Raw genomic sequence first — 22,363 nt, 5'->3', positions numbered from 1 at the left:
GAACTGCGGCACTGGCGATCACGTTCGCTTGCCCGCCGTACTCGCCCTCTGCTATCCGGTGCGGGTAGCGATCATCATGAAACCGATGAGTGCGAGGATCATCGCCATCGGATAGCCGACCGCGAGATCCTGCCATCCGGTGCTCGGAAGAAATCGAAGCTGCCCGAGATGGGTGATGACGTGGGTCGACCCGATCACTACACCCGCTGTCAGTACCACCCAGCCCCGACCTTGACGGCGGCGTTCACGCTTGTACGCCTCGGTGTAGAGCGCCCGCGATCTCCGCCGCCCGCCGTCTCGTTGCTCGCCTGTCATCGCACCGTGCGCGTCCACACGCTACTGCTCGTGTGCACGTTGGCTGGCGGAGCCAAAGCACCGCCGAGAAGGGCTTCCCGCGAGCGGCAGCATCCCTGCGCCGGTAGCGCTGAGCGGGACAGCATGCGCGAGAGGTTCTGATTCGGCGGCACAGGGCGGGGGCTCGTTCGACTTCGTTGCGCCCGGTGGCAAACCGATATCGTCTACTTCCCGGCAGCAGCGGGAACCATCGGCGAATTGTCCGGTCCCGACCTGGTGAACCCCGAACAAGACGATCTCGGCATCCGATTTCGTTGGACACGTTCTGGTGATCAACCTCTGGGGTCGGCGCTGCGGAAGGTGATTGATCATTCTTCGATGGTTCGTCCGGTGTGTCGCCACGCGAGCATGCCGCCTTGTAGTTCGATGACATCGGTGTAGCCGAGAGCGGCCAGGTCTTTCGCCGCGGTGGCGCTCATTGTCCCGGTACGGCAGTAGATCGCCAGCGGTGTGGTCCGGTCGGGCGGCAACGTCGCGGCCTGTTGTTGGATCTGGTCGAAGGGAAGACTTGAGTCGGTTCCAGGGAGCTGGCCCTCGTTGGGGGTATGGACGTTGATCGTGACTCGGCTGGGGTCGGCGATCGCGGCGGCGAAGTCAGCGGGATTGAGCAGTTCTGCCCGCGTAGCGACGGGCATTGACGCACTGGGCTCAGTTGCCTCGCTGCCGGTACATCCAGCGAGTGCAAGGACGAGGACAGCCAGTGCCGATGCCGGACTCCTCCGGCGCGTCGACCGGGCCACCGAATGCGGTGCTATCGCTTCGAGATGATCATCGAAAGGCGCCCGTATCAGGGCACGTTCAGTAATCACGAGAGCACCTGCGACCCTGCAACTACGCCGGCGAGGATCGCGACGCAGATGATGGAGACAGCGAGTCGGCCTCGGCGAGTGTGCGCGTCCACCCGGAACAGAAACAGGCCTTGCCGGATCAAGGTGTATGCGGCGATACTGCCGAGGAAGACCAGCCCTGCGACGGGAAGGTCGACCGAAAGTACAACGGCGAGCGTCACGCCTGCGATCAGCAGGGCTGCGGCGGCCTCGTAGAGCTGAACGGGGATCCTCCTCGTCGCCAGGGTGCGATCGGAGGAGACCAGGCCCCATCGAGATCCGGTCGGGCGTCCCGAACAGCAGCCCGCCAAGAAACATCCGGGGCGACCGATCGCCATGCCGAGAAACAATCCCGGGGTGGTTGCATCCAGGACTGCGCCGACGTCCATACCCCCGAGTGCTCCGCCGATGACCAAGGTGCCGAGCGACACGAGGAGAAAGCCCTGTATGCACGCTCCAGCGCGGATGAAGGTAGCAACGGGTCGACGGTGCAAGACCAAGTACCACACCTTGGCTCCGATATATCCCAGAACGCAGCTCAGAGCTGACATTGCAACAGCGGCAGCAACATTGGTGTCCGTACGCGAGAGGAGGAGTCCCTGAAGTATCAGTGCAACCACCGCGCCCGCCGCTACCAACGCCGGCCAACTCCACACCCGCACAGCGGGTCCGTACGTCAGTAGCGCAGTGCGAGCGGTGAGCACGGAGTTCTGCTGCCGTTCGGCACTGTCTGCGCCCCCGTCGATACGTCGCGCGCTCACCTCCCACTCTCCGCTGGCAATGCCCTGAATGCGGGTGGTGGCGGCGAACCGGCCCTCGACAGCTGGACGTGATTTCAGAACCAGTGTTCGATCGAAACTGTCCTTGTCGGTCGGCGGGTGGCCCTCGGCCTTCACCCGCGATCCGGTGAAGCGAATCGCCACGTCCTGGTGGGGCTCGGAATCGGCATCGCCGACACCCCAGTAGGTCACCGCGAGCCCCAGTGGCTCGACCTGCGAAAGCTCATCGGCACAACTGTTGGCTGGTGAGCGCTTGGGTGCATATCTCCGCGGTGCGGGCGCAGCATCCTCGGATATGCTTTCACGTGGGCGTTCCGGTGGCGCTGCGGAATCGATCGCCGGTCCTACTGTCGGGGCCGTCGGTCGCGCTGCGGCGGTGGAGGGCGACACGAATCGGTGGGAGACAGTGGGGTGCACAGTGCTGGTCTGGGGCGATAGGCCCCTGCTCCGAAGGTGGTCGGCGACGGCAACGCTGACCGCAGAGGGTGGGGTCACCGTGAAGAGGGGATGCCCGGACCGAGGCTCGGCCGACGTGCTATCGGAGCGAGAATTCGACGCAAACCGCTCGGATCGTTCGACCGCGCTTCGGCGCTTCGGCGCTTTCGATCGTGACTTGTTGGACTTGTTTCCCACAGGTGACCTCCATTATCGCCGGTCGGCGCGATGGCGTTTCGACAGCATCCAACTACTATCACCGATAGTAGCTGAACTACTAAGCGGTATAGTAGGTGCGCGGATGGTCGTATTTCGCAGGTCAGCGAGTAGCCGCCGAAAGAGAAGGAGCCGACAGTGATGAATATGGGCGACATGGGTGGAGGATGGGCGATGATGACGGGGATGGCCGTGTTCTGGCTGTTCGTGATCGCCCTGCTGGCCTGGGGTGTGATTCGGCTTGTCGGCGCTCGTCCACAATCGGGGGAGGATGCGCAGGAAATCCTCGATCGTCGATTCGCCGCCGGGGAAATAGATCGAGACCTATATCGTGCCGCAGTCACGGAGTTGGCGACCGCCGAGCTGCGTAAGCGTGCCGCCAACCGACAGTGAGCAGATGTAGTTGCGCAGTGTTGGACAGTAATTGACTCAACCCGCAGACCGGGCCCGCCGCCTAGGTGCGCCGACTGTAAGAACGTCGACGCAGCCGACCATGAATAGAATTGGGACAGGAAGCCGAAAGTGAGCGACACGCCCATCTACGACACGCTCAGCGCTATGTTCGAGCCGCCCCATGATGGGCGAGAGCTGAGCTCTCCGCCGTCTGGTCTTCGACGTCTCCGGGCGGCCGAACAAGCAGGTGTCCCCCCATCGGGTATCGGCACATGGGCCCGCCACGCGCGCCGCTACCCGGCGTAGATGCCCACTCCGCCTGCGGACGGTGAGCACACCTGAATCGGAATCGTCACCGCGGATGTGACGATGTCGTGCCCAGCTGGGCGCGTCCACCGCTGCGAGCCCAGCTGGGCCGACCGATTGCCTACACCCGGGGTCGATAGCACTCCCGCTCTGCCCGTCTCACATGACAGTGGCCTGCGCGTCGACGCACCCCAATGTCAGCCGCCTCGCACCGTCCAGGGCCGCGAACAGCATCGACTTCTTTACCGAGAGGTTCAGGCGAGGTTGCGAACCCACTGGCAGACATACCCCTATGGGGTATGGTGAATCGGGTACGAAGGGAGCGCCGCATGAGCACCACCGATTATCGCGTCACAGGCACGACCCGTAGGCACTGCACGGCATCGGTCCGCGACGAAGTCGACGCTGTCGCCGGGGTCGACACAGTCGACGTATCGGCGTCGGCGGGAGCGCTGACAGTGACACGCGCAGCCCACCTCGACCAGGCCGGATCATCACCGCCGAACCGCAACCCTCAGACCCGCGCACTGGGTAACCCATCGAACTCGGTAAAGAGAAGGATCACACGATGAACAACCACACACATGCCGACGCTGGCGGAGTCGAGACAGCGGGCACGCTGCCGGGCCACGATATGTCCGACCACGGCGCAGCCCGCTCCGGCCGCGGCGAGCACACTGAACACGGAGGTCATGCCGGGCACGGTGGTCATGCCGGTCATGGGGATCACGTCGGCATGTTCCGTCGCCTGTTCTGGATCATGCTGGTCCTCGCCGTTCCGGTGATCGTTGCCTCGAACATGTTCGCGATGCTTCTCGGATACTCACTGCCCGACTCGTCGTGGATCGCCTGGGTCTCCCCGGTGCTGGGCACCGTGATGTATGCCTGGGGCGGTTCCCCGTTCCTCACCGGCGCAATCGGCGAAATCCGTTCACGTGCACCGGGAATGATGCTGCTCATCGCCCTGGCGATCACCGTCGCATTCGTCGCGTCGATGGGAGCGAGCCTCGGTCTGCTCGATCATCAGCTCGACTTCTGGTGGGAACTGGCGCTGCTGATCGTGATCATGTTGCTCGGGCACTGGATCGAAATGCGGTCCCTCGCGCAGACCACCTCCGCTCTGGACTCGTTGGCGGCGCTGCTCCCGGACACCGCCGAACGCGTCGACGGCGACGATGTGGTGCAGGTGTCCCCGGCCGAGCTGCAGCTCGGTGATGTCGTTGTCGTGCGCCCCGGCGGCCGCGTACCGGCGGACGGCACCATCGTGTCCGGATCGGCGAGCATGGACGAATCGATGATCACCGGGGAATCACGCACCGTCCGCCGCAGCGACGGCGATCAGGTCGTCGCCGGCACTGTCGCCACCGACTCAGGTCTGCGCGTCCAGGTCACCGCGGTCGGGGACGACACTGCCCTCGCCGGCATCGGCCGCTTGGTCGCCGACGCTCAGAACTCGACGTCGCGTGCTCAGCGCATCGCCGACACCGCCGCCGGTTGGCTGTTCTGGTTCGCTCTCGGTGCCGCGGTCATCACCGCCGCCGTGTGGACTTTGGTCGGGATGCCCGACGACGCCGTCATCCGCACCATCACCGTGCTGGTCATCGCCTGCCCGCACGCACTCGGACTTGCTATCCCGTTGGTGGTCTCCATCGCCACCGAGCGCGCCGCCCGCGGCGGGGTTCTGGTCAAGGACCGGCTCGCACTCGAAACCATGCGCACGGTGGACACCGTGCTCTTCGACAAGACCGGCACGCTCACCAAGGGTGAACCCACCGTCACCGCGATCGAGGTGACCGGCGACCGCACCGCCGACGAGGTCCTCGCTTTGGCTGCTGCCGCGGAAGCAGATTCCGAGCACCCCCTCGCCCGTGCCATCATCGGTGCCGCACGTGCGCGGAACCTGACCGTCCCGGCTGCAGCCGGTTTTCAGTCGTCTCCCGCTGTCGGGGTCTCTGCGAATGTCGACGGTACCCGCGTACAGGTCGGCGGGCCCGCGCTGCTCGAGCAGGAACACGGATCCGAACTCGCTGTCGCCGATCGGTGGCGCGGCGACGGGGCGATCATCCTGCACGTCCTGGCCGACGGTGCTGTGATCGGTGCCCTTGCGCTCGCCGACGAGATCCGGCCCGAATCACGCACTGCGGTAGACGCGTTGCATGCGCGCGGAATCGCGGTCGTGATGATCACCGGTGATGCCGATGCCGTCGCGAAGTCCGTCGCCACCGAGCTCGGTGTGGACCGCTACTTCGCGGGGGTGAAACCGGAAGACAAGTCCCACAACGTTGCTGAACTTCAACAAGAAGGGCGCACCGTGGCGATGGTCGGGGACGGGGTCAACGACGCACCGGCTCTCGCGCAGGCCGATGTCGGTATCGCTATCGGCGCGGGTACCGACGTTGCTATCGCGTCGGCCGGAGTAATCCTCGCCAGCGACGACCCGAGGTCGGTGTTGTCGGTGATCGAACTCTCGCGCGCCTCGTACCGGAAGATGAAGCAAAACCTCTGGTGGGCAGCGGGATACAACCTCATCTCAGTCCCGCTTGCGGCAGGAGTGCTCGCGCCGGTCGGGTTCGTGCTGCCGATGTCGATCGGCGCGATCCTGATGTCGCTGTCAACGATCATCGTCGCCGCGAACGCGCAGTTACTGCGTCGACTCGACCTCACACCCGACGCCATCACCGGAGCGGTGAACGATGGGAATTCCGATGCTCCGTCGCAGCGCGAACCGGCGCTGTGAGAGCTGATCTCGTCCCAGGAGTACGGCGCTGACAACTGCGGAACGCTGATGGCCGCACCCTCTCCGCCGGAGAGGATGCGGCCGCTTCGCGTAGCGGACCAGGTCAGCCGAGCAGTCGCTGCATGGTGTCGATCTCCTGCTGCTGAGTGGCGACGATGGTGCGGGCCATCTCCAGGGCGTCAGGATTGGAACCGTCCGTTATTTCGGTGTTCGCCATCTCGATGGCACCGGTGTGGTGGGCGATCATCATCGTCAACCACTGGCGGTCGAATTCCGGTCCCGACGCTGCCATCAACGCGTCCATGTCCTGAGCGGTCATCATGCCGCTGCCGGAGCTGTGGTCCATCCCGCCCATGTCACCCATGTCCATGTCGGGCATGGGCTGGCCCCATTCGGTGAGCCAGGTGGTCATCTGGTCCATCTCGGGCTGTTGCGCGGCGGCGATCGCCGATGCCAGTGACAGGACCTCCGGGTTTTCGGTGCGGCCGTTCGCCAAGTCGGCCATCTCGACTGCTTGCGCGTGGTGCGGGTACATCATCTGCGCGAACATCACGTCGGCATCGTTGAACTGCGCCGTCGAGCTCGCCGGAGCGGACGATGCCGGCGTCGAGGACATCGATCCCATCGAATGGCCATCCATCGACGACTCGGAAGAGTTGTCGCTACAGCCGACGACGAGGAACGCGCTCGCGGCAGCAGCAGCGATCGAGGCAACAACTTTGGTACGCATGAGGAAACTCCTTGCAAGAGTGAGTAGTACAGAGGATTCGATGTCGTTCGATCCGCCGACAGACACGCGTCTGCCGGGCTCCCTGTCACACTCGCAAGGTCACCGATCTGTCCAACTCCCACAACGTCCACGGCGGCGCACGTCCCCACGCGGAGTCGGTGCGCCCAACGATCCGGTTGAGCAGCGTCGGTACCGGGTCGATGGCTGCGTTCACCGCCGGGTACGTCAGCGCGGGCCACGAAGTTGTCGTGCCCACACAGGGGTGCATCATCTGGTGTGCCGACGGGCAGTCGTGTTCCCCTGCCATCACCGGAACCGCGGCGTCCGTGTGGGACGGTGCTGCGATCGAGGCGTGGCCGCCGCACATCGAGGCATGGCCGTCGGTCATCGCGGCGGACATCGAGCCGGTCACGGACATCGACATCGGTGTTACCGAATGCATCAACAGAACACCGAACACTGTCAGTGCAATCAGTAAAGCTGCCGTTGGAGCTGTGCCCCGTCGACCACGCCGACTCACTGAGCGCACGCGGCCGATGATACTCGGATATACCCCCTGGGGGTACACTCGTCTCTTCGCTTTCGGTCGTAGAAGCGTTTCGTCATGTCTTCGAGGTGTCGAGTCCGAGATTTGTTGCGTGGTCGTAGTCGTCGTCGATCAGCGTCACGGTGCGGTGTTCGCGGTCGAGCAGTGAGGCCGCGATCGAGGCGCGGTAGCCGGAGGCGCAGTGCACCCACACGTCGCCGTCGGGGACCTCTGCAAGTCGGTGCGGTAGTTCGTGAAGGGGGATATTCACTGCACCGGGGATATGGCCGTCCGCGTACTCGGACTGTTGACGTGTGTCGAGCACAGTGATGTCGGAGTCGGTTGCGGCAAGTCCGGCGAAGTCAGACACCTCGTAGGACCGCACGTGGCCGTCGCCGGCGAGTGAGTGAATCTCACCGACAGCCGAACCGGAGGGGCGGTCGATGCCGATGCGCGCCAACTCGCGTGTGGCATCTTCGATTTGATCGGATGTGTCGCCGATCAGTGTCAGCGGCGCGCCCCATTGGTAGAGCCATCCGAGGTAGGTGACGAACGTTGTCGACAGCTCGAAGCCGAGGGAGCCGTCGAGATGCCCTGCAGCGAAGGCGGTGCGTGCACGGAGGTCGACGACCCACTGGCCGTCGTCGATGCGCCTACGTAGTTCGTCGGGGTCGGCGGGTTCTGGGGTCGACAGGTCGATCGGGGCCGGACCTTCGGTGTTGATGACGCCCATGTGGGCGTAGTACGCGGGGTAGGCCGACAGTCCTGCGATCAACTCGTCGACGTAGGTCTGTTCGTCCTGGGTCAGCGCGGGATTGGACTGTTGCTGTTCACCGATGGTCGACGAGTCGCCGCTGGTGGGTGTGGCGGAGCAGAAGCTACCGAATCCGTGGGTGGGGTAGACCTCGACGTCAGCGGGGAGTTCGGCGGCGATTCGACGGACCGAGTGGAACTGCGCATGGGTGAGCTCGTCGGTGTGTTCGGAGCCGAGTAGGTCGGTGCGGCCGGTGGATCCGTAGAGCATCGAGCCGCCGGTGAAGATCGCGACTGGCTTGTCGCCGAGTCGCAGCACGTAGCTGACGTGATGATGTGTATGGCCTGGGGTGTGCATGACCTGAAACTGCGCAGATCCCGCGGCGACGACATCGCCGTCGCCGACTGACCGGCGTTCGTATTCGACCGGGTCACCCTCGGGCACAACGTATTCGGCTCCGGTGGTGCGTGCGAGTTCGAGTCCGCCGGTGACGTAGTCGTTGTGGATGTGGGTTTCGAGTACGTGGGTGATCGCGGCGTTCTTGTCCGCTGCCAATGCCAGGACGCGGTCGATGTCACGTTGAGGATCGATCACGACGGCGATGCCGTCGTGGCTGATCAGGTAGCTGCGGTCACCGAGGCTCGAGGTTTCGATGACGGCAATATCTGGATTGGTCGTGCTCATGGGGTACTCCTACGGTGTTGTCGGGTCGGCCTCGTTTCTGACGTGAAATGGGTGGTTCAGGCCAGTGCGAGGAAGAGTTTTTCCAGTTCCGCTTCGGTCATGGGTTCTTTGTTGTCGGCGGTCTCGCCGGTCATGCATTCGCGGAGGCCGGTGGCGACGATCTTGAAGCCAGCTTTGTCGAGGGCGCGGGAGACGGCGGCGAGTTGGGTGACGACGTCTTTGCAGTCACGTCCGTTCTCGATCATGCCGATCACTCCGGCGAGCTGGCCGTGTGCGCGGCGCAGCCGGTTGAGGGGACTGCCCCGAGTTCGGTTGACTCGTTGGGTTGAGTGAATCAGGCCGCGTGTGCGGACTGATTGATTGTCTCAAACTCGGTTGGGGTGAGTTTGCCGAGCCGGCGTTGGCGACGCTTGCGATGGTAGGTCCGTTCGATCCAGGTGACGATCGCCAGCCGTAACTGCTCTCGCGTGGACCAACGTTGTCGATCGAGCACGTTCTTCTGCAGAAGCGCGAAGAATGACTCCATCGCAGCATTGTCTCCGCACGCCCCAACCCGCCCCATGGATCCCTGTAAACCGTTGCGGGACAGCTCATGTACGAATTTTCGTGAACGGAATTGGCTACCTCGATCGGAGTGGACGATGGTGCCGTCCGGGTCTCGTTGATCGACGGCGTTTCGCAGTGCAGATACTGCCAGTGAGGCTTTCATACGGCTGTCGATCGAGTATCCGACGATCTTGTTCGAGTACAGGTCTTTGATGGCGCAGAGGTAGAGCTTGCCTTCGTCGGTACGGTGCTCGGTGATGTCGGTCAGCCAGATCTGGTTGCGTTCCTGTGCGGTGAATTGGCGGTCGACGAGGTCGTCGTGGACGGGCGGGCCGGCTTTCTTGTTCAGGCCGCGCTTCTTGGAGAACACGGACCACAGCCGTTCTTGTGAGCACAGTCGTGCGACTCTGTTCTCGCTGGCGGTGATGCCGCGGTCCGGCAGTTCGTCGGCGATGAAGCGGTAGCCGAATGCCGGGTCGTCGGCGTGGATTTCACGAGCGATGTTGATCAGATGCGCGTCGTCCCAATCACGTTGTGTGACTGGTTGTTTCTTCCATTTGTAGAACGCTTGGGTGGAGAATCCGAGCACCCGGCAGGTCACTGTGACGGGGACTCCGTCGGCAGCAAGGTCGAGGACCAGCGGGTAGATCATTTTGGGTTGACATCCCGGGACAGGTAGGCGACCGCACGGCGCATGACCTCGGCTTCTTGCTCGAGGAGCTTGATCCGTTTGCGGGCCTCCCGTAGCTCGGCGGACTCGTCCAAGCCGGCCGGCGTCGTGCCTCGTTCGATGCCGTCGTCGCGGTCGGCGATCTTCAGCCACCGATGCAGACAGCCCTCGGATATTCCGAAGTCCTTCGCGATCTGACAATGGGGCCTCGCCCTTGCGTGCAACAGCGATGACGTCGCGGCGGAACTCCTCTGGGAACGCTTTCGGCATGGTGAACATCCTTCCACCGTGAGGAGCGATCCTCACAGATCAGATGTCAACCAAACCTGGGGCAGTCCCAATCGTCCTTCGGCCGCTCAGCCGGTCTTGATAAAACTGATACCTGCTGCGTCGGCATCCGGGGTGAACCTCATTTCGCGTGTCGAGGTCGAACCGATCGCGGTGGGCGCGTGCGCGCAGACTCGCCCGCCTCCATGCCCGGGCGGGTTGTTCGCTCATCCTGTTCTGCTGATGACGGCTACGAGTGCCAGGAATACGGCGGTCCCGGTGGCACCGAGAATCGCGGCGCTGAGGAACCCGCGTTCGGGGTCGAGTGCCCACGCCGCGCAGGTGATCAGCACGAGCGCTACGCCGCTCCAGAACAGATAGGTGCGGCGGGGGACAGATCGAGGGTGTTTCGTCACGGCGTGCCGGCGGTGCTGTCAGCTGCGGGACTGTTGGCTGCGGTGTTGGTGGGTGGGGGAGCAGGTAGTGCGGTGACGTCCTGGTCGTCGGCGAAGACGAGGGTCCTGGAGTCCAGGGCGATCGCCCAGCGGTGTGGGGGCGTCCAGGTGCGACCGAGGGTGTCTGCGGGCAGGAGGTAGTCCCCGAAGTCCTCGACGAGTGTCCCTGCAGAGGTGGTCCCGTCGGGGCGGTGCACTTCGATGATGTCACCAACCGAGAGGGCTCCGGTGGTGGTTTGTTTGGGATCGGTCATAGTTCAGCATTGAAGCAGGCCGGTCAGCCGCTGATTCGCGGTGGTCTCGACGCCTCGCCTGCGGACAACGCCGATAACGTCGTGGGTATGGGGCCGTGTACAACAACGGAAGAGTGATGGTGATCTGTCACCGCCACCGGGCGAAAACCGTCCCCGTTCTATTTCCGATGAAACCCTGTTCGGTTGACGGGTTGTTCACTCATCGAGAGACAGACCGCGCCGGTGGTAGCGGTGCTCTGCGTACCAAGCTCGGTCCATTTTGCGGCGCAAGACCAGACTGTTACTGCGTTTTCTGTGCCGACGATTCATCTGCTGCTGACTCTCGGGCAATGTTTTCGTCGGTGTGCTGCGGGTACTAGCGTCAGGTGAGTGAGAACGATGATGTCCCGTCCGCACCGGTGGATGCCGACCCGGATGATCCGCGCAAGGCCGACTCGCCGACGGAGTTGACGAAAACGTCGTGGCTGTTCGTGCTTCGCAAGACTGCGCGTGAGTTCTCGCGTGATCAGTGCACCGATCTCGCGGCAGCGTTGACGTACTACGCAGTGTTGTCGCTGTTTCCCGCTGTGTTGGCGATCGTGTCGCTGCTCGGTGTGTTCGGGCAAGGACAAGCCACCGTCGATGGTGTGTTGCAGATCGTGTCCGATCTGGGACCCTCCTCGGCGGTGGAGACGCTGCGGGAGCCGATCACGCAGTTGGTGTCCGCTCCGGCCGCAGGGTTCGCTCTGGTTACTGGTGTTGCGGGTGCGTTGTGGTCGGCGTCGGGGTATGTGGGGGCGTTCGGGCGGGCGATGAACCGAATGTACGAGGTCGAGGAAGGGCGTCCGGTCTGGAAATTGCGGCCGGTGCTGTTGCTGGTGACGGTGGCGGCGCTGGTGCTGATTGCTCTCGCGGCGGTGATGCTCGCGGTCAGCGGACCGGTAGCAGCCGCGGTGGGGGATGCGGTCGGTCTCGGCGATACCGCGTTGACGGTGTGGAACATCGCACGGTGGCCGGTCGTGCTGGTCATCGTCGTTCTCGCGGTCGCGTTGTTGTATTACGCGACTCCGAATATTCAGCAGCCGAAGTTTCGGTGGATCAGCAGCGGAGCAGTGGTGGCGATCGTGGTGTGGGTCGCCGCGACGATCCTGTTCGGGTTCTACGTCGCCAATTTCGGCAGCTACAACAAGACCTACGGATCGTTGGCCGGGGCGATCGTGTTCCTGCTGTGGTTGTGGATCACCAACCTTGCGTTGCTGTTCGGTGCCGAACTCGATTCCGAACTCGAACGTGGCCGACAACTGCAGGCAGGGATGGTCGCCGAGGAACGTTTGCAGCTCCCACCCCGAGATACTCGGGTGTCGGAGAAGAACGAGGAGAAAGATGCCGCCGCCGTCGACGACGGACGACGGCTTCGGCACCAACATGCCACGGCACATTCCAGCGGTGCTGGGCAGCGCGATGACAGACACAATCGCACGACACACGGCGACGAAAAGCCGTTGCCTGTACCTGTTTCCGGCTCCAGCACTGGCGGAGACATCACTTCGAATCAACATATGCAGGGAGAAACAATGAACGCTCATTCCGGGCCACCGTCGGAGGAAGCCCGCACTTCGGCTGCGGATCTGTCGACAGTGCAGCTCGTCGAACGTTTGACCGATCAGGTGTCGACGCTGGTGCGCAGCGAGATCCGCTCAGGCCTCGAGGAAGTGAAAAGCAAAGGCACCCGGCTCGGCATCGGTATCGGTATCACCGGTGCGGGCGCACTGCTGCTGTTCTTCGGTCTCGCCACTCTGATAGCAACTGCAGTGCTGGGGTTGGCGACAGTGCTGTCGGCGTGGCTGGCAGCGCTGATCGTCGCCGCCGCAGTCCTGGTGGTGGGAGGGGTTTTGGCTGCGGTGGGGACCTCACGCGCGAAGAATGCGGTACCTCCGGTACCGGCAGAGACCGTCGCCAGTGTCAACGACGACATCACCGCCATCAAGAAGGGAATCCGATGACCGAGAACAAGCACGTTGCACGTGGTAACGAGACAGGCGAGGAGGCGCACGTGACAGACCCGCCAGTAGCGCCGGTGCCGGATATCGAACAGCAGCGCGCCGAACTCGCCGAGACGGTGGCGGCGCTCGCCGACAAAGTCGATGTGCCTGCGCGGGTGCGCAGTGAAGCAACCGTTCAGGCGGAGAAGGCCAAGACATTGGCTCAGGACAATCCGCAGGTCGCCGCGGCCGCTGTCGGGACCCTGGTCGCGGCGGTAGTGCTGGTTGTGTTCTCGCGTCGTCGCCGTGCGCGGCGGTTGCTGCGATGAGTGCGGTGTCGAAAGCGGTGTACAAACCGCTGTCGCTGGCTACCAGCGTGCTCGGCGGGGTACTTGCCGGGGTGGTGTTCAAGCAGGTGTGGAAACGTATCGGCGACAACGACACCTCGACTCCCGACCCGAAAGACCTGAGCCGCACCGTCCAAGAGGTGCTGATCGCGGCCGCCATTCATGGCGCGGTGTTCGGGGTCGTCAAAGCCGCCGTCGACCGTGCCGGAGCGAAAGGCTACCGCGCTCTCGCCCACGAAGACCCCAGCTGATCACGAGAGCCTTACACAGGCGTCCGCACTCGATCGGCGGTCTGGTGCGGCTTCCCGTTCGACGATGCCGAAACGTCGATAGAAAACGACTACGAGTTGTCGGAACGGCGATGCACTCAGGGATGGTGTCAGTTTCAGAAGTAGGCTGCACGATTTGCTGGGGTTTTACCCGTGATTGCAGTCGTCTTCTGACATTCTGAGTGCAGAAGTGAACTGCACAAGCGGCACCACAGGTCGGGGTGTTCAAGGCTGTGGTGGGGGTGGGCGGCCGATGTGCGGACGGGTCGATACGTCGACCAGAATCATCGGTATGACGGAAGAGCGGTCGGCAGAGACTTTTGTGGGGTTCGCGGTGCGCTGGGAACCCTATGGAGGTGCCGATGACGAAGACATCTTCGTGGCGTTCGGGATTTCGGGTGCGGAGTATCGGCGCCGGTTGTGGTGGGCCTTGAATCTGCCCAGTGGCCCAGACCTGGACGACGATGTCCGTGATCGACTCCGTGAGTACGCCATGCGTACCACGCGCCTACGCCGTCGTCGGGGCGGTAGCGAAGTTCGCGATGCACTCAGTGGCGTGTGGAAATGGGGTGATTCCTACGGTGATCGCGACGTGAATCGACTTCCCACCAGCGAGGGCGATCAACGCGAGGATCAGTAGTGTCGATGACGTTTGTCAGTGTCAGAAGTTGGCTGCACTTCGTGCTGACGCCGGGTGTTGGCCTGGGGAACCTTTGGTGCGGTTTCGCAGCGCCCGCGTGATGTCGATGATCGTCATGGCCAGCAGGACTGGTATGGCAATGCTTAGTACGGCCGCGGACCCGATGACCGAGGCAACCAGAATTGAGTAGATGTCCACCGGTCAGGTCTTGTCGCTGATGTCGTTCGGTGTTGTCGGTGCTGTCGTCGACGGTTCGGATTTGTGGTGCTCGATGATGTCGGCGTCGTCGGCGAAGATCAGCGTTCCGTCTTCCGACGCGATGGCCCATCGATGGGGCATGGCCCAGTCTCGGCCGGCGGCGGGGACGGTCAGCAAGTAGTCGGCGAAGTCCTCGACTACGGTCCCGGTAGCGGTGCCGCCCTCTAGGCGTCGCACTTGGAGTGTGTCACCAATGGTGGGTGGTGTCGTTGTGATCTCTACCGGTTCGGTCATGACGGAATTGAAGCAGACGAATTCTCGTGGCTGATCATGCGTCCATCGATTTTCAAAGTCGTCGATGTGCCCGAGACCCCCACGGTGGCAGCTTCGGAAGTTGACTCGCATCGGCCCGGCGGGCCATGTGCGAGAAACGGCGATTGGCGGTGGGCTATTTCAAGTGCCGGTACAGCGTCGATCGCGACACTCCGAGCACTTCTCGGATGTCGGTGAGTGACATTCCGCCGGTGCGCATTCGCTTCGCTTGTTTGATTTGCGTCCCGGACATCGCCGGTGGTCGGCCACCGAGTCGCCCTTGGGCGCGTGCCACTGCCAGTCCGAGGTTGGTGCGTTCGCGGATGAGGTTGCGTTCGAATTCCGCCAATGCTCCGAAGATGGAGTAGATCAGCTTTCCGCCGGAGGTGGTGGTGTCGATCGCTTCGGTCAACGACCGGAACCCGACGCCATCGACGTCGAGCTGCTCGACCGTTTCGAGGAGATGGGGGAGTGATCGCCCGAGACGGTCGAGTCGCCACACGACCAACGTGTCGCCGCGCCGCAGATGCGAGAACAGATCCGACAGCTGCGGCCGAGACGTCGTCGCACCCGACGCTGTCTCCGTCCACACTCTCGAACACCCGGCAGCGCTCAAGGCCTCGCTCTGCGCGTCGGCGCTCTGATCGGTCGTCGACACCCTCGCGTAGCCCAGAAGTTCTCCCACAGGGTCGAGTGTGTCACAACTCGTCGTAGGGACACATTTCGGCGTGTCGGTTTTGAACATGAGTTCTGACACACACGCTCATCGTCCTTGCCGTGTCAAATCCAGGGCGTGTCTAAAACGAAGGTTAAAGACACGTAGTCATAAGTGAGCGCCTAGGTTCGGACAATCGGGCAGTCAAAGCACCAAAGGAGCAATCTAGCGTTTTCGCTAGATTACTTGAGAGGTGTCAAGTGCAGCGCACTTCTGAACTCGTGCACTCGTCTTCTGAAACTGACAACCCAATCTGTCCACCAGCGCCGGAGCTGTGCCAAAAACGTAGGCTAAACACGGAGTGTCAAAACAGGGAATATCAGTGAGTTGTGGCACGCTTCGGCCTTGTGGGACACAAATACGGGTATGCCAGGGTCTCGACGGCTGAACAGACTCCGGCTCTGCAGAGCGACGCACTGACGGCGTTCGGGTGCGAGCGCATCTTCACTGACACGGTCAGCGGGTCGACGACTGTCCGGCCGGCACTGAACCATTTGCTCGAGACACTGTTGGCGGGCGACACGCTGTGTGTATGGCGGCTCGACCGCCTTGGCCGCAACCTTCCGCATCTGATCGAGCTCGTCACCGACCTCAAGGCCAGGGGAGTGGCGTTCGCATCCGTGACCGAGCAGATCGACACCAGCACCGCTAACGGCGAGCTGATCTTCCATATTTTCGGCGCACTTGCCTCGTTCGAGCGTCAACTGCTTCGCGAGCGGACCAACGCCGGTCTGGCCGCGGCTCGCGAACGAGGGAAAGTCGGTGGCCGTCCGCCGGCCCTGTCGACGACGAAGAAACGTGAAGCGACTCGAATGCGCAACCAGGGCAGTGCTATCGGAGACATCGCCGACGTGCTCGGTGTCAGCAAACGCACCCTGTACCGACACTTCGAGCAGACACGGCGCTGAGTGACCCCACTATGTCGATGACTCCACATCCGTGTCGATAGATCCGGACGTCGTGCCCGAGTCTCCGTCCCTCCCCTTCTGGACGCGAGCCAGATCGCGCGCCTCCAGCATGTTCAAGTCCTCACCCGCGGCGTTCTTCCAACTGATACGACCGTTGTTGCTTCCGCCGACCAGAACTGCGCCGGCCGCCGAGGGGCTGTCGAACAGTTCGTCGACCTGAAATACGAAAGCCTCATCGGTCAATGCAGCGCGACCACTGCTAATCAGGGACTCCCGTGTGGCCTTGAGGCGTTCGGTCGCGGCACCGCGGAAGTCCGGCCGGCCGCGAGAACCGCTCTTGACGACAAGACCTTCTGTCGTGAGGTATCCCGTTGCCGCACGGTCCGATTCGCTGAAGTAGAGAAGCTCGGTGGTGTCTTCGTCGGTTCTTCTCGATCCACTGCTGGCCGGTTGGATAGAGTCGAGGATCGGTGCGCCGAGCGTGGTCAGCAGTATCGAGATCGTGTCCAAGAATTCGTGGCAGTCCGCCTCGAGTGGGTCCGGGGTGAACGGGTTGCTGGCGTCGTTGCCGTTGGTCAACGTATACCGGTCTGCACGTCGAGCGGCTTGTATCGACAGCCACTCCAGGTAGGCCACGTGTGTGGAGGTCCATTCGTTGGTCAGGGACACCGCGACCATCGCCCGTTCCCAGTCTTTCGAGGAGTGTTGCCCCAATCGTGTACTGACGTTGCCGGTTTGTCCGATGTAGGCCGTTCGGTCGTCGTCGTTATCACCGAACAGGTAGTACACGCCGACCTGTCTTGATACTGACAGCTTGGTGAATTCGGTCAGGAGCGTTCGGGGTACATCGAACACGCGGACGGTCCTCGTGGTCAGGCTGGCGACACGAATGCCGGCCGGATTCCCGCCGGGCAGGTAGATCTGAATCGTTTGTGCGCGCGCCATCAGCCGACGCCCCTCGCATCGAGAGACTTCACGATTTCCACCGTCCTGACGGACACGGTGGTGACCTTCTTGATCAGCTCGACGATGTAGGTCGGGTCGTCGTGTTCGTCGCACCAAAGGTTAGGGTCGTTGACGATTCCCGACGCCTTGTCGGTCTTTATTTGGTAGCGGTCGATGATCCACGCCAACGCCGAACGTGAGCCGAGCAAGTATTTCTCTGCCTCGGGTGGGATGCCGGCGATGGTGACCTTTGGGTTGTAGACGATCGCAGTGTGGTCATCTTTGGTGCGCCACTTCATCTTCTGCACTCGCCACGTCTCACGATCGTGTTCGTCGGCACCGGCCTTTATCTCGACATTGAGCGGGTACGGATCGACGTCCTCGTACCGCATATGAAGGCCGCCGAGCTGCTCGCCGGCGTCGGCGAGCTGGGTGAAGCGCTCCAAGCTTTCAGGGGTGGGGATGTGAGGGAGCATCTTCTTCAGATCCGCCGCATACGTCTCTCGGTAGGCGGGGGCATGCAGCTGCCCGTACACCGACCAGAAGATTTGATCCTTGGTCACGGGAGCGCCCACTGCAGTCCGGTAGACCTGGAGGATTTCGTCGGTGATGTTGTCGACCCGTCGGTAGCCCCACTCGTCGACACTCGAATCATCTGCTGAAGTACCAAAGTCGAACTCGCCGACCGCGGCCCCGTCGACCCGTTCGTAGGTGTGGCGGGGAAAGTACTGCCCACTGCCTGATCCCCAATACGACAAGTCTGGGATCGTGTCCGTCGCCAACGTCGAAAATGGCTTGTCCGAGCCCGCTCCCACGACGTAGAAGCCGAAATTCGTGTGGTCGGGGGTGGGGAACATCGAAGGGAGCCTGCCAGGACGGTCATTCAGTGACTTGTCAAAGTAGACATGGCTTCTTTGAAATGGCCGATAAGCGCTCTCGCGGTATGAAGAAGCCTCTTCGCGAATGACCCTATGCGCGTCGATCGACGCCAACAGTGAGCTGCTCCACGAGATGCTCTTGGGATCGCGGTTCACCACGTCCTGTAGGCGTCCGTTCCCCCTTTGAGCCTCTGCGCGATGAAGTTCCGCTTGGTAGAAGGTGAGCGTCCTGCCGACCTGTTCGCGGAGCGAGTTCGAGGAGAAGCTGTAGACCCAGCTATCTCGGTTGGTCTTAAGTCCGCCTGAGAAAGTTCGGAAGACGACGGCTTCCGTAGCGCCACGGCTCGCGATCGCCGGCCATGAGCTGAACGTACTGTCTCGCTGGCTGATCCAGTCGCCGTGCGCGTTCGGCTGCACACTCTGCCATTCGAGGTTCTCGATGGTGCTCGTCTCGACGAGGCGGAGTTTTTCTGCGCGGTCGAGGTAGTCACCGATATCTCGGTAGTGGATCTGTACGGGTCCTGTGTGTTTTTCGTTCTTAACACCGACGAAAATGACGATGGTGGAACGGCTTCCGGAGCCGAATACCTTGCCGCCTTCTCGTCGGGAGAGTTCGCCGGCTGTGCGTTGGTTACCGCGTAGATTGTAGATCCACAGGTGGGCGAACTCGTCGGCCATGCTCAGCCGCACTCCGTCCGCCGTGTTGCCGTCGATCCATCCTCCGTTGGAGACGAATGCGACTATTCCGTGGTCGCCGACGCGGTCGGTGGCCCATCGGTAGGCGCGGTAGTAGGAGTCGTAAAGGCTGTTCTTGAGCTGCGCCGTCGAGCGGCCGGCGTAGGTCGCGGCGATACGGGCGTCGAGAGTGGGGTAGCTGAGGTTGGCGTTGTTGTCGTTGGCGCTGTCCTGCCCGACCGAGTACGGCGGGTTACCTAGGATGACGTTGATCGGGGCTGCGACCTGTTTGAGGATGCGGTCGTTGTTCTGCGGGAACATGATCGCGTCCATGCTGTCGCCGTCTTCGGAGATCTGGAAGGTGTCGGTAAGTACGATTCCCTCGAACGACTCGTACTGCCCGTCCTCGCCATTTGGGGTTTCCAGAGCGTGATAGGTGGTCTCGATGTTGACTGCCGCAATGTAGTACGCGAGAAGCATGATCTCGTTGGCGTGCAACTCTTCCCGGTACTTGCGTGCAAGGTCGTCGGGGAGAATGAGCCCGGATTGCAAGAGTCGGGTGAGGAAAGTGCCGGTCCCGGTGAACGGGTCGAGGATATGGACGCCTGTGTCGGTGAGGCCCTTCCCGAAATGCTCCTTGGAGACGTGGTCTGCGGCGCGGAGGATGAAGTCGACGATCTCGACGGGGGTGTAGACGATGCCGAGAGCGTCGGATTGCTTCTTGAACGCGACACGGAAGAATCGTTCATACAGTTCGGCGATGACCTGCTGTTTGCCGTCAGCGCTGGTTACTTCGGAGGCCCGGATACGGACCGAGTCGTAGAACGAGTCGAGGCCGGCGGTCTCCGATTCGAGGTTGGCGTCGCCGAGGGTGTCGAGCATCTGCTGCATGACGATCGAGACGGGGTTGTGCGCGGCGAAGTCGTGGCCGGCGAACAGGGCATCGAAAACCGGTTTGGTGATGAGGTGTTGGCTGAGCATGCTGATTGCGTCGTCGCGGCTGATGGAGTCGTTGAGGTTGTCACGTAGCCCGGTGAGGAACTTCTCGAACTGCTCGGCTGTCTCTGGCGAGGCACCGGTGAGGAGGGCGTTGATGCGGGCGATCTGGGCGGCGGCGATGTCGGCGACGTCGGCGGCCCACTGTTCCCAGTAGACGCGGGTGCCGACCTTGTCGACGATGCGCGCATAGATCGCTTCCTGCCACTCCGAGAGTGCGAACAACGCCATCTGCGACGCCACCCCACCGCTCCCACCTTCGCCGTTGTCCGGCTTCGGATCGGTGTCCGGGGTGGGGTGTCCGTCACCGATCGTTTCGTCGGAGTCGGTGGTCGGGCCGATGTGGCCGCCCAGGAGTCGATCGTTCCCCTGGCCGGCTTTGGCTTGTTTGGTGGTGGCGTTGAGGGCGATGGAGTTGACCATCGCGTTGAACCGATCATCGTGCGCCCGTAGAGCGTTGAGGACTTGCCACACCACCTTGAAGCGGCGGTTGTCAGCGAGGGCCTGCGACGGTGACACTCCGGCGGGCACGGCGACGGGCAGGATGATGTACCCGTAGTCCTTTCCGGGGGAGAGGCGCATGACGCGGCCCACGGACTGGACGACGTCGACAACAGAATTACGGGGGTGAAGGAACAACACGGCATCGAGAGCCGGGACGTCGACGCCCTCGGACAGGCAGCGTGCGTTGGACAGGATGCGGCATTCACCCTCGGGGACTGGCGCTTTGAGCCACGACAATTGTTCGTTACGCCGCAGAGCGTTGAAAGTTCCGTCGACGTGGCGCGCGGACACGACAAGGTCTCGGTTGGTGGCGTCGACCTGTTCGCCGTCGTTCTCGTTCTCGTCGAGGAGGGCGCGATAGGCATCGACCACGTCGGGGAACACTTCGGCGACCTGCTTGGAGGCGGCGATGTCCTTGGCGAACGCCACGGCCCGTTTCATCGGGGGCGCGCCGACAGTGAACCCGTCTCCGTCGGGGGAGCGGCCGGCGCGTTTGGCGAGACCGTTCCAGCAGCCGACGATCTTGGAGGCATCGTCGAGTTGGAGTTCGGCGAAGTTGCCGGCGAGCTGTTTCTGCATAGGGGCTGCGACGAGGTCCTCGTCGACGGTGAGCACGATGACTTTGTAGTCGGTGAGCAGTCCCCGTTCGACGGCGTCACCGAAGGACAAGCGGTGCAGCTCGGGGCCGAAGATGTCGATGTCGTCCATCGACGACAACTCGGCGGAGTGGTCGGCGGCTTTCTCCTTGACGGCGTCGTCGAAGATCCGCGGCGTGGCCGTCATGTACAGCCGCCGTGACGCTTTCAGGAACTCGGCGTCGTGAACCCGGACGAAGTTCGATTCGTCCGCACCGGCGACGGTGACACCGGTGGTGCGGTGCGCTTCGTCGCAGATCACCAGATCGAACGGATCCACCCCCAGCTCTTGCGCCGCAGCGACCGTCGGCAGGGACTGGTAGGTGGTGAACACCACGGTCAGCCCTTTGGAGCGTTTGCGGTGCGCCATGTGCGCTGCGAGGTTGTCGGGGTCGGTGGTCACCGGGATCGCGACGTCGACGGTGCTGTAGTCCTCGGCGGAGCGGGAGACTTTCGAGTCCGAGCACACGGCGAACGCGCGAATGTCGAGCTGGGTTTGCGCAGTCCACTCGCGCAGTGTCTGCGAAAGCAAGGAGATGGAAGGGACGGCGAACAAGATGCGTGCACTGCCGCCGGCCTCGGCGGCCGTGCGTTCGGCGATCTTCAGAGCGGTGAACGTCTTTCCCGTTCCGCAGGCCATGATCAGTTTCCCGCGGTCGTTGCCGGCGGAGAACCCGGCGAAGACCGCGTCGATCGCCTCGACCTGGTGTGGGCGGGGTTCGTTGCGGATCGCTTCACTCAACTCGACCGTCAGTTCGCCCTGCGGCCATGCGATGTCCCAGTCGATCGGGGCCTCGGCGATCTCGGCCAGGCCGATCCGTTGGACGGGGATGGTCTGGTGGTTGATGGCGTCTTCGGCGTTCTTTCCCCACCGGTCGGTGGTGGAGATGATCACGCGGTTGGTGAACGACCGATCCCCATCGGCGGTGGGAAATGTTTGTCCGGAGGCGGTGAAGAACGAGTCGAGATCGCCTTTGCTCAACGTGGTGGTCGGTTCGTAGAACTTGCACTGGATCGCGGTGTAGTCGCCGGTGTCGCGTTCGCGGGCGACCAGGTCGATGCCGGTGTCGGCCTTACCTTGACGGTCGGGCCAGTCGATCCACCGCCACACCTGCTCGTACTGCTGCGACAGCGTCGGGTCGAGCTCGAAGTATCGAACCATCAGCTGCTCGAACTTGGTGCCCCGCTCCGAATTCGACGGCTCACCGCGGAACGCTTCGATAACCTCGTGCACACTCGCCATGACCTACCGAAACCACCTCAACGTCGGGGACGATCAGACCGAGTATGCCGCTTACATCGACGACAACCGCCATCCACGGGGACTCTTCGGCGTTTCGGTCACTGAAGAGGTCGTGGCCCAGCGGAGTCTTCCTGGTCGAGCCGCTGACGCATAAAGTTCCGGTGTCGAATTCTCGAGTGCGAAGGGGCGTGTCGCCACGGAGCC

Annotated in this window: 21 protein-coding genes and 1 pseudogene; 8 read left to right on the top strand and 14 right to left on the bottom strand. The window is 62.8% G+C overall.

The window, feature by feature from the left end; translation table 11 throughout:
• Positions 1-51 precede the first annotated feature (51 nt).
• The 3 genes from AABD04_RS20600 to AABD04_RS20590 form a co-directional block, all read right to left on the bottom strand.
• Positions 52-315 (bottom strand): hypothetical protein, encoded by a 264-nt coding sequence (locus AABD04_RS20600; protein ID WP_314145659.1) that lies wholly within the window; start codon positions 313-315, stop codon positions 52-54.
• A gap of 347 nt (positions 316-662) precedes the next feature.
• Complete coding sequence (locus AABD04_RS20595; RefSeq protein WP_314145658.1) at positions 663-989, bottom strand: rhodanese-like domain-containing protein; 327 nt, start codon at positions 987-989, stop codon at positions 663-665.
• A gap of 170 nt (positions 990-1,159) precedes the next feature.
• Positions 1,160-2,152, bottom strand: coding sequence for a prolipoprotein diacylglyceryl transferase family protein (locus AABD04_RS20590; protein ID WP_314145657.1), 993 nt, complete (start codon positions 2,150-2,152; stop codon positions 1,160-1,162).
• Between the two features lie 600 nt (positions 2,153-2,752).
• Between AABD04_RS20590 and AABD04_RS20585 the strand changes: the two genes are divergently transcribed.
• The 3 genes from AABD04_RS20585 to AABD04_RS20575 all read left to right on the top strand — a co-directional run bounded on the left by AABD04_RS20585 (position 2,753) and on the right by AABD04_RS20575 (position 6,047).
• Positions 2,753-3,004, top strand: a complete 252-nt coding sequence (locus AABD04_RS20585) for an SHOCT domain-containing protein (RefSeq protein ID WP_314145664.1) — start codon at positions 2,753-2,755, stop codon at positions 3,002-3,004.
• Positions 3,005-3,639: 635 nt separating this feature from the next.
• Entirely contained in the window at positions 3,640-3,882 is a 243-nt protein-coding gene (locus AABD04_RS20580; protein WP_341442302.1) for a heavy-metal-associated domain-containing protein, read from the top strand.
• Positions 3,879-6,047, top strand: a complete 2,169-nt coding sequence (locus AABD04_RS20575) for a heavy metal translocating P-type ATPase (RefSeq protein WP_341442301.1) — start codon at positions 3,879-3,881, stop codon at positions 6,045-6,047. Before AABD04_RS20580 ends, AABD04_RS20575 begins: the two co-directional genes overlap by 4 nt.
• 103 nt (positions 6,048-6,150) lie before the next feature.
• Here the strand turns inward: AABD04_RS20575 and AABD04_RS20570 are convergent, their stop codons facing one another.
• From AABD04_RS20570 to AABD04_RS20540, 7 genes and pseudogenes are all read right to left on the bottom strand, one after another.
• Positions 6,151-6,777, bottom strand: coding sequence for a DUF305 domain-containing protein (locus tag AABD04_RS20570; protein WP_314145654.1), 627 nt, complete (start codon positions 6,775-6,777; stop codon positions 6,151-6,153).
• Positions 6,778-6,862: 85 nt separating this feature from the next.
• Complete coding sequence (locus AABD04_RS20565; protein WP_314145653.1) at positions 6,863-7,201, bottom strand: hypothetical protein; 339 nt, start codon at positions 7,199-7,201, stop codon at positions 6,863-6,865.
• A gap of 178 nt (positions 7,202-7,379) precedes the next feature.
• The gene (locus AABD04_RS20560; RefSeq protein ID WP_314145652.1) at positions 7,380-8,741 is read right to left on the bottom strand and encodes an MBL fold metallo-hydrolase; all 1,362 of its coding nucleotides are present in this window, start codon (positions 8,739-8,741) and stop codon (positions 7,380-7,382) included.
• A gap of 56 nt (positions 8,742-8,797) precedes the next feature.
• On the bottom strand, positions 8,798-9,076 hold the full coding sequence (locus tag AABD04_RS20555) for a metal-sensitive transcriptional regulator (RefSeq protein WP_314145663.1): 279 nt from the start codon (positions 9,074-9,076) through the stop codon (positions 8,798-8,800).
• Positions 9,076-10,227, bottom strand: a pseudogene (locus AABD04_RS20550) (IS3 family transposase). Before AABD04_RS20550 ends, AABD04_RS20555 begins: the two are co-directional and overlap by 1 nt.
• A gap of 224 nt (positions 10,228-10,451) precedes the next feature.
• Complete coding sequence (locus tag AABD04_RS20545) at positions 10,452-10,640, bottom strand: hypothetical protein (RefSeq protein ID WP_032375675.1); 189 nt, start codon at positions 10,638-10,640, stop codon at positions 10,452-10,454.
• Complete coding sequence (locus tag AABD04_RS20540; RefSeq protein ID WP_052063203.1) at positions 10,637-10,933, bottom strand: hypothetical protein; 297 nt, start codon at positions 10,931-10,933, stop codon at positions 10,637-10,639. The genes AABD04_RS20545 and AABD04_RS20540 overlap by 4 nt, the downstream gene beginning before the upstream one ends.
• A 365-nt stretch (positions 10,934-11,298) precedes the next feature.
• Between AABD04_RS20540 and AABD04_RS20535 the strand changes: the two genes are divergently transcribed.
• The 4 genes from AABD04_RS20535 (at position 11,299) to AABD04_RS20520 (ending at position 14,150) form a co-directional block, all read left to right on the top strand.
• Positions 11,299-12,915: a YhjD/YihY/BrkB family envelope integrity protein gene (locus AABD04_RS20535; RefSeq protein WP_314145773.1), complete on the top strand. Its 1,617-nt coding sequence runs from the start codon at positions 11,299-11,301 to the stop codon at positions 12,913-12,915.
• Positions 12,912-13,223 carry a DUF3618 domain-containing protein gene (locus AABD04_RS20530; RefSeq protein WP_094642615.1) on the top strand — a complete coding sequence of 104 codons (312 nt, stop codon included), beginning with the start codon at positions 12,912-12,914 and terminating at the stop codon, positions 13,221-13,223. Before AABD04_RS20535 ends, AABD04_RS20530 begins: the two co-directional genes overlap by 4 nt.
• A complete protein-coding gene (locus AABD04_RS20525) occupies positions 13,220-13,492 on the top strand; it encodes a DUF4235 domain-containing protein (protein ID WP_032375676.1) in 273 nt (90 codons plus the stop codon). The genes AABD04_RS20530 and AABD04_RS20525 overlap by 4 nt, the downstream gene beginning before the upstream one ends.
• A gap of 310 nt (positions 13,493-13,802) precedes the next feature.
• Positions 13,803-14,150 (top strand): hypothetical protein, encoded by a 348-nt coding sequence (locus tag AABD04_RS20520; protein WP_094642614.1) that lies wholly within the window; start codon positions 13,803-13,805, stop codon positions 14,148-14,150.
• 201 nt (positions 14,151-14,351) lie between these two features.
• Here the strand turns inward: AABD04_RS20520 and AABD04_RS20515 are convergent, their stop codons facing one another.
• A complete protein-coding gene (locus AABD04_RS20515; protein WP_068051213.1) occupies positions 14,352-14,642 on the bottom strand; it encodes a hypothetical protein in 291 nt (96 codons plus the stop codon).
• Between the two features lie 154 nt (positions 14,643-14,796).
• Entirely contained in the window at positions 14,797-15,345 is a 549-nt protein-coding gene (locus AABD04_RS20510; protein WP_032375677.1) for a recombinase family protein, read from the bottom strand.
• Between the two features lie 359 nt (positions 15,346-15,704).
• Here AABD04_RS20510 and AABD04_RS20505 point away from each other — a divergent pair, with 359 nt between their 5' ends.
• Positions 15,705-16,283 (top strand): recombinase family protein, encoded by a 579-nt coding sequence (locus tag AABD04_RS20505; RefSeq protein ID WP_341442300.1) that lies wholly within the window; start codon positions 15,705-15,707, stop codon positions 16,281-16,283.
• A 9-nt stretch (positions 16,284-16,292) separates the two neighbouring features.
• Here AABD04_RS20505 and AABD04_RS20500 read toward each other — a convergent pair whose 3' ends face one another.
• Positions 16,293-17,228 (bottom strand): GIY-YIG nuclease family protein, encoded by a 936-nt coding sequence (locus AABD04_RS20500; protein ID WP_341442299.1) that lies wholly within the window; start codon positions 17,226-17,228, stop codon positions 16,293-16,295.
• Entirely contained in the window at positions 17,228-22,159 is a 4,932-nt protein-coding gene (locus AABD04_RS20495) for a DEAD/DEAH box helicase (RefSeq protein ID WP_341442298.1), read from the bottom strand. Before AABD04_RS20495 ends, AABD04_RS20500 begins: the two co-directional genes overlap by 1 nt.
• Positions 22,160-22,363: the final 204 nt, after the last annotated feature.

Origin of the sequence: Rhodococcoides navarretei, from assembly GCF_038069675.1 — a bacterium.
Classification (GTDB): Bacteria; Actinomycetota; Actinomycetes; order Mycobacteriales; family Mycobacteriaceae; genus Rhodococcoides; species Rhodococcoides navarretei.
The sequence above is the reverse complement of the archived record's forward strand: the minus strand, read 5'-3'. Positions and strand labels throughout refer to the sequence as shown.